Raw genomic sequence first — 7,029 nt, 5'->3', positions numbered from 1 at the left:
GGGGCGCCCCTCTGCGGGGCCCCCCCCCACCGCCGGTGGCCCCTTGCGATCGGGGTGGTCCACACCTGCCGCGCCGCGCCCGCGGGGGGTGTCCCCCGGGGGGCGGCGGCTCCGACGAAGGAAAGGCGCCGACGAACCCCAGCGGATAGACCTGCCACCAGATCGCGTGTTCTACCCAGGCCGGTGCCGTCACTGCGTCAGCCGACGGTGGCCAGCGTCTGGGCGGCGACAATCGCTTGTGCCACGCCGGAAATGATGGCCGCGGCCTTCAGCGCCTCCTGGATGGTTTCCCGGGAGACTCCCGCCTCGCGCAGCGTGTGTTCGTGGGAGGCCACGCAGTCCGGGCATCCGTTGATCGATGACACCGCGAAGGACCACAGCTCGAAGTTCGCCTTCTCCACGCCGGGATTGGCGATGATGTTCATCCGCAATCCCGCACGCAGGTCGTCGTACTTGCCGCCGAGAAAGCCCCGGCCACGGTAGAACACGTTGTTCATGCCCATGATCGATGCGGCGCCCAGCGCCGCGTTGTACGCCTCGGCGGACAGGATGTCGGCCGCCTCGGCACCGATCTCGGTGATTACCTGAGTGTTTCGCGTCGCCGCGGCGCTCGCCAGCAGGGTGCCCCACAGCTGCTCCTCGTTGAGCTCGGTCGTGCGCGTGATCGAGCCGAGGTTGAGCTTGAGGTCCTTGGCGTACTCGGGCAGCGCTTCCTTGAGGTTTTCTACGCTCATCTCGTCTCCCTGTTCAGACCCTACGCGACTAAGCCGAGGCCTTGAGCAGCTCGGCGGCATTCAGCGTCGGGTCGCCCTTGCGCCAGTTGCAGGCGCACAGCTCGTCGGACTGCAGGGCGTCGAGGACCCGCAGCACTTCCTCGACGTTGCGTCCGACGGATCCGGCAGTGACCGAAACGAATTGGATCTCGTTGTTGGGGTCGACCAGGAAGGTTGCCCGGTCCGCCACACCGTCGGCGTTGAGGACGCCGGTGGCCAGGCTCAGCTCACGCTTGATGTCCGAGAGCATGGGGAAGGGCAGCTTCTTCAGATCTTCGTGCTGCGCGCGCCAGTTGAAGTGCACGAATTCGCTGTCGATCGAGACGCCCAGGACCTGCGCGTCGCGGTCGGCGAACTCGTCGTTGAGCTTGCCGAACGCGGCAATCTCGGTCGGGCACACGAAGGTGAAGTCCTTGGGCCAGAAGAACACAACGCGCCACTTGCCTTCGTGGTCCTCACTGGTGACGGTGGTGAAATAGTCCTCGGGCTGCTTGGCGTCGACCTTGGACAAATCGCCCGCGATCAGCGCGGTGAGCTCGTAGTCGGGAAACTGGTCGCCGACGGTCAGCAAAGGCATGGCTCTCCTAATTTGGATTCACTCAAGATTAGCAATTTCATTGCCCATGGTGCCCGCTCGGCCGGTCTGAAGTAAAGGTGATATTTCCCACTATACTTATCGGTATGCCCGATAAGATTTATCAGCCGACGATCGCCGGCCTCCGCGCGTTCGCCGCGATCGCTGAAAAGCGTCAATTCAGCGGCGCTGCAACCACTCTCGGAGTCAGCCAGTCCACGCTTTCGCAGGCACTTGCGGCGCTCGAGACAGGGCTCGGCACCCAGCTCATCGAGCGCTCGACGCGGCGTGTCCTCTTGACGGCGGAGGGCACGGAGCTACTTCCGCGCGCCCAGGCCGTCATTGAGGCGGTGGACGCATTCACCGCCGCCGCCTCGGGCTCATCCGATCCGCTGCGAGGCGGGATGCGGCTGGGACTGATACCGACGGTCGCGCCCTACGTCTTGCCGACCGTCCTGGCCGGCCTGGCCGAGCAGTTCCCCGGAATGACGTTGCGGGTGACCGAAGACCAGACCGAACGGCTGATGACGGTATTGCGCGAGGGTGCGCTCGATGCGGCGCTCATCGCCCTGCCCGCCGACGCCGGCGGCGTCACCGCGATCCCGATCTACGACGAGGATTTCGTCCTCGCGCTACCGCCTGGGCATCGGCTGTCGGGAAAGCGGCGGGTTCCGGCGACGGCGCTGGCCGACCTGCCCCTGCTGCTATTGGACGAGGGGCACTGCCTGCGCGACCAGGCGCTCGACGTGTGCCACAAGGCGGGCGTGCGAGCGGAGCTGGCCAATACCCGGGCGGCGTCGCTGGCGACGGCGGTGCAGTGCGTGACCGGCGGCCTGGGGGTGACGCTGATCCCGCAGAGTGCGGTGCCGGTCGAGGCGACGAGAAGCCGCCTGGGGCTGGCGCAGTTCGCCGCGCCCCGCCCAGGACGGCGCATCGGGTTGGTGTACCGCTCGTCGAGCGGCCGTGACGAGTCCTACCGGCGATTGGCGGACATGATCGGCAAGTTGATCAGCGGCGAACATCCCGTCCGGCTGGTCAAATAGCGCGGCCGGCGCGGGTAGGTTCTGCCTATGGAAAAGGTCATCGCCGTCCTCATGCGTGCCGATTCGGACGAGGGGTGGTGCGCCCGCCAGCGGGGCCCGGTCGCCCGCGCCCTGTTGGATTTGGGTCTGCCGGGGTTGTCGATCAACGTCCGCGACGACGCCGTGCGCCATTCACTGATGACGCTCACGACACTGGATCCGCCGGTCGCGTCGGTGGTGAGCATGTGGACCCAGCAGTGTTACGGCGAGCAGATGTCCGCAGCGCTGACCCTGCTCGAGGCCGAATGCGAACAACTCGCCGCCTATCTGGTGACCGAGTCGGTCCCGCTCAGGGCACCGGTAACCGAATCCGGTTCTCGCAGCGCGGGATTGGCTAACATTGCGCTGCTGCGTCGGCCCGCCGGCCTGGACCAGGAGAGCTGGCTGACCCGGTGGCAGCGCGACCACACCTCAGTGGCCATCGAGACGCAGGCGACCTTCGGCTACACCCAGAACTGGGTGGTGCGCACCCTCACCCCGGACGCACCGGGAATCGCGGGCATCGTCGAAGAGTTGTTCCCAAAGGAGGCGATCACCGATCTCAAGGCGTTCTTCGGTGCCGCCGACGACAACGACCTGCAGGACCGACTGGGCCGAATGGTCGCCAGCACCACGGCGTTCGGCGCCAACGAGAATATCGACACCGTCCCCACCAGCCGCTACGTCTTCAAGACACCGTTCATCGAGGAACTCTTATGACAACACTGCGTGACGCCGTGGCGTTGGCCGCCGCGGAAAATGGCCTGGCGGTGGTGTCCACCGTTCGGGCCGACGGAACGGTGCAGGCTTCGTTGGTCAACGTTGGTTTGTTGCCGCATCCGGAAAGCGGCCAGGAGGTGCTGGGCTTCACCACCTACGGCAAGGTCAAATTGGCCAACCTCCGGGCTCGGCCGCAGCTGGCGGTCACCTTCCGCACGGGATGGCAGTGGGCGACCGTCGAGGGCCGCGCCGAGCTCGCCGGCCCCGACGACGCGCGGCCTTGGCTGGCTACGGACGACCAGCTGCGGCTGTTGCTGCGCGAGGTTTTCACCGCCGCCGGCGGCACCCACGACGACTGGGACGAATACGACCGCGTCATGGCACGGGAGCGGCGCGCCGCCGTGCTGATCGTGCCCACCCGCGTCTACAGCAACGGCTGACGTCGTTAGGCTGCAGCCGTGACGCTGCAGATCAATGACGAAAAGCGGGTGCGCACCCTCACGCTGAACCGGCCCGAGGCACTGAACGCATTCGACGAAGTCCTGTACGACCTGACCGCCGAAGCGCTGTTGGCCGCTGCTGACGACCCCGAGGTCGCCGTGGTGCTGCTGACCGGCGCGGGCCGCGGCTTCAGCGCCGGTACCGACCTCGCCGAGATGCAGGCCCGCATCACCGATCCGGATTTTACGCCAGGCAAGCACGGTTTCGTCGGACTGATCGACGCCCTGAGCGCGTTCCCCAAGCCGCTCATCTGTGCGGTCAACGGTGTGGGCGTGGGCATCGGCGCCACGATCCTGGGCTACGCCGATCTGGCCTTCATGTCGTCGACGGCCCGCCTCAAGTGTCCGTTCACCAGCCTGGGGGTGGCGCCGGAAGCGGCCTCGTCGTATCTGCTGCCGCAGCTAGTGGGCCGGCAGAATGCCGCCTGGCTGTTGATGTCCTCGGAGTGGGTCGATGCGGACGAGGCGTTGCGAATGGGCCTGGTCTGGCGGGTCTGCGAGCCCGAGGACCTGTTGCCCGAAGCCCGTCGGCACGCGGAAATCCTTGCCAGTCGGCCCATTTCGAGCTTGATGGCGGTCAAGCACACGATGATGGAACCGGTGCGTCCGGAGATCGCGGCGGCCACCGCGCGGGAAAACGCTCACTTCGCCGAACTGATGGGCGCACAGGCCAATGCGGCGGCCCTGGCGGACTTCAACAAAGCGCGGGGCTAAAGCGACGGAGCGGTCTCGAGATTTGCCGACGCGGCGATGATCGCCCGCAGGGTCCTCTTGCAACGCCCGCAGTCACCGCCGGCCCCGCACGCCGCCGCGACCTCTTTGGAGGTGGAGGCACCGCGCGCGACCACCTCGGACACCGTGTGGTTCGTGACGCCGACACACAGGCACACGTACATCAGCGCATCCCCTGCATGCTGGCGACATTCCCTTCGTCGACGGCGTGGCCAAGCGACCGCACTTTCGTCCTCCGAACCGACAGCGTTATTAGTTGAGTCTAACCTAAGTTCGTTAGCGCAGTCTAACCTTAGTCGCTAGCAACGTGCCCCACTCGCTCCGCAAGCAACACACACTGAGCACAGCCATACCTTGCTGGAAGATCGCCACTCGTCGTGGCAAAGTGCGGGTACGGCCCGGCACGGTGCGTTCAGCCCAGCGCACCCGGCCCGGAGCCACGAAATGACCGCCGTTTCACGTCACCGTAGGGGAGTGATCATGCAAGGGGATCCGGATGTTTTGCGCCTGCTCAACGAGCAGTTGACCGGCGAGCTCACCGCGATCAACCAATATTTCCTGCACTCCAAGATGCAGGACAACTGGGGATTCACCGAGCTCGCCGAGCACACCCGGGCCGAGTCCTTCGACGAGATGCGGCACGCCGAAGCGATCACCGATCGCATTCTGCTGCTCGACGGGCTGCCCAACTACCAGCGTCTGTTCTCGCTGCGCATCGGCCAGACGCTGCGCGAGCAGTTCGAGGCCGACCTGGCCATCGAGTACGAGGTGATGGACCGGCTCAAGCCCGGCATCATCATGTGCCGCGAGAAGCAGGACTCCACCAGCGCCAATCTGCTGGAAGAGATCGTGGCGGACGAGGAAAAGCACATCGACTACCTCGAGACGCAACTCGAGCTGATGGACAAGCTCGGGGTGGAGCTCTACTCGGCGCAGTGCGTCTCGAGGCCGCCGAGCTAAGCCTCGGTCAGGCCCGCCCGCGTCGCAATCGTCTGCGGTCTCGGGCGTGACCGGCTGACGAAGCCGCCACGTTCAAACTCGGATGGCAAGGTGGCCAGCCGATTAGTCTCCCGGCATGGATCGCATCTGGCAGTGGGCGTGGAATCGGTTCCGGACGCGGTACTCGTGGGTGATCTATGCGGTCAGCGTCTCCGAGTTGCTGTCGGTCTACCTCACGCTCTCGTTGCTGATCGTCGCGTTCGAACGGTCCGATCGCTACGTCGAGGCGGTCGCGGTGACCGTTGGCACCGTGCTGGTGATGGTGTACGTGACCAATCTCCCCGGACTGGGCGGGAGCCGTCTTGTTGAGCGGTGGGCGGCCGGGCGCGAGGTCGATCGGGCGAGGGCGCTGGAAGCCACGTACGCGTGGAGCCGGACGGCCGGACCCCGCGGGGTGGGGGCCAATGGTGTTTTCATCGCCGTGTTATTCCTCGTCGTGGGTGCGATCGCCGGGGCGACCGGGCCACGATTAGCCCAGTTCGCGATCCTGGGCGCCGCCACAGGAACTTCGGTGGTGCTCATCGCTGTGCACAGCTACCCCGAAGGGGCCCTGCGGCCCGCCAGGGTCGCTCTCGCCGGAGACACCGGAATGGGTGACGCCCTGCCTCGCTCTCGCCCGACTTTCGCCGCGTGGTCGAACGTGTCCGTGCTCGCGGCCGCGTTCATTTTCGCCGTCGTCGGCGCGCTGTTCGCAGTCGCGATCGATCGGGTCCGGGAGGCCCCGGTCCTCATCGTCGTCATCGGTTGTGGCTTGGTGCTTTTCTTCGCAGTGCCGCTCACCGTCGGCGCCTCGTTCGCCCCGTCCCTGCAACCCCTTCGCGACCTTGCCGCAGGAACCGAACGTGTTGCGGCCGGCAACTACAGCCAACGCCTGCCGGTGGTTCAAGACGACGATCTCGGCGCACTGGCGGCGTCCTTCAACCGCATGCAAGCGGGATTGGCCGAGCGGCAACGACTTCACGCCGCGTTCGGGACATACGTCGATCCGGCCCTGGCTGCACGCCTGCTGGAGCAGGGCGACGATATGTTCACCGGAGAACGCCGCGAGGTGTCGGTGATGTTCGTCGACATCCGCGACTTCACGCCGTTCGCCGAGACACATACCGCCGAAGACACGGTGGCCCGCCTCAATGCCCTGTTCGAGATCGTGGTGCCTGCCGTCGTCGACGCCGGTGGGCACGTCAATAAGTTCCTCGGCGACGGTGCACTAGCGGTGTTCGGCGCGCCCAACGACCTTGCGGAGCATGCCGACGCCGCGGTGGGCGCCGCGGTGCTGATCCACCGCCGTGTCGCCGCGCGATTCGGCGGCACGCTTCGGATCGGCATCGGCATCAATACCGGCACGGTGATCGCCGGCACCATCGGCGGCGGCGGCAAGTTGGAGTTCACCCTGATCGGTGACACCGTCAACGTCGCTGCCCGCGTCGAGCAACTAACCAAGACCACCGGCGACGCAATCCTTCTCACTCGGCAGTGCGTCGACGCCCTGAGTTCTCGGCCGCCGGCGCTGATCGACCGGGGGTCCCACGCCCTGAAAGGTAAGTCAGCCCCCGTGCAGGTCTTCAGCCTCCAGCAAGAGACCGACGCGCGGGTTGATTGTCGCTAGCCGGCGGCTAGGGGATTCGCCTCCGCGGGCCCCGTTGCTGCGCGGTTAGATTGCCTTTGGTTAA

General features: G+C 66.2%; 9 protein-coding genes. 6 read left to right on the top strand and 3 right to left on the bottom strand.

Annotated features, from left to right (window positions below):
- Nucleotides 1-197 precede the first annotated feature (197 nt).
- The gene (locus A5773_RS22225; protein ID WP_066954260.1) at nt 198-734 is read right to left on the bottom strand and encodes an alkyl hydroperoxide reductase; all 537 of its coding nucleotides are present in this window, start codon (nt 732-734) and stop codon (nt 198-200) included.
- A 28-nt stretch (nt 735-762) separates the two neighbouring features.
- Nucleotides 763-1,350, bottom strand: coding sequence for a peroxiredoxin (locus A5773_RS22220; RefSeq protein WP_067263206.1), 588 nt, complete (start codon nt 1,348-1,350; stop codon nt 763-765).
- Between the two features lie 104 nt (nt 1,351-1,454).
- Here A5773_RS22220 and A5773_RS22215 point away from each other — a divergent pair, with 104 nt between their 5' ends.
- Genes A5773_RS22215 through A5773_RS22200 form a run of 4 tightly spaced genes read left to right on the top strand, consistent with a single transcriptional unit; the run spans nt 1,455 to nt 4,342 of the window.
- Complete coding sequence (locus A5773_RS22215; protein WP_066954266.1) at nt 1,455-2,390, top strand: hydrogen peroxide-inducible genes activator; 936 nt, start codon at nt 1,455-1,457, stop codon at nt 2,388-2,390.
- A 27-nt stretch (nt 2,391-2,417) separates the two neighbouring features.
- Nucleotides 2,418-3,128 carry an EthD domain-containing protein gene (locus A5773_RS22210; protein WP_066954270.1) on the top strand — a complete coding sequence of 237 codons (711 nt, stop codon included), beginning with the start codon at nt 2,418-2,420 and terminating at the stop codon, nt 3,126-3,128.
- Nucleotides 3,125-3,568, top strand: a complete 444-nt coding sequence (locus tag A5773_RS22205) for a TIGR03618 family F420-dependent PPOX class oxidoreductase (protein WP_066954273.1) — start codon at nt 3,125-3,127, stop codon at nt 3,566-3,568. Before A5773_RS22210 ends, A5773_RS22205 begins: the two co-directional genes overlap by 4 nt.
- Nucleotides 3,569-3,586: 18 nt before the next feature.
- Entirely contained in the window at nt 3,587-4,342 is a 756-nt protein-coding gene (locus A5773_RS22200; protein WP_067263201.1) for an enoyl-CoA hydratase/isomerase family protein, read from the top strand.
- On the opposite strand, the gene A5773_RS22195 is transcribed toward A5773_RS22200, so the two are convergent.
- Complete coding sequence (locus A5773_RS22195; protein WP_066954279.1) at nt 4,339-4,524, bottom strand: bacterioferritin-associated ferredoxin; 186 nt, start codon at nt 4,522-4,524, stop codon at nt 4,339-4,341. The two genes, A5773_RS22200 and A5773_RS22195, sit on opposite strands and share 4 nt — an antisense overlap.
- 316 nt (nt 4,525-4,840) lie before the next feature.
- Here A5773_RS22195 and bfr point away from each other — a divergent pair, with 316 nt between their 5' ends.
- On the top strand, nt 4,841-5,320 hold the full coding sequence (gene bfr, locus A5773_RS22190; RefSeq protein ID WP_066954691.1) for a bacterioferritin: 480 nt from the start codon (nt 4,841-4,843) through the stop codon (nt 5,318-5,320).
- 115 nt (nt 5,321-5,435) lie between these two features.
- Nucleotides 5,436-6,965, top strand: coding sequence for an adenylate/guanylate cyclase domain-containing protein (locus tag A5773_RS22185; RefSeq protein WP_067263198.1), 1,530 nt, complete (start codon nt 5,436-5,438; stop codon nt 6,963-6,965).
- The last annotated feature ends 64 nt before the right edge of the window (nt 6,966-7,029 follow it).

Origin of the sequence: Mycobacterium sp. 852014-52450_SCH5900713 (genome assembly GCF_001667075.1) — a bacterium.
Lineage (GTDB): Bacteria > Actinomycetota > Actinomycetes > Mycobacteriales > Mycobacteriaceae > Mycobacterium.
The sequence above is the reverse complement of the archived record's forward strand: the minus strand, read 5'-3'. Positions and strand labels throughout refer to the sequence as shown.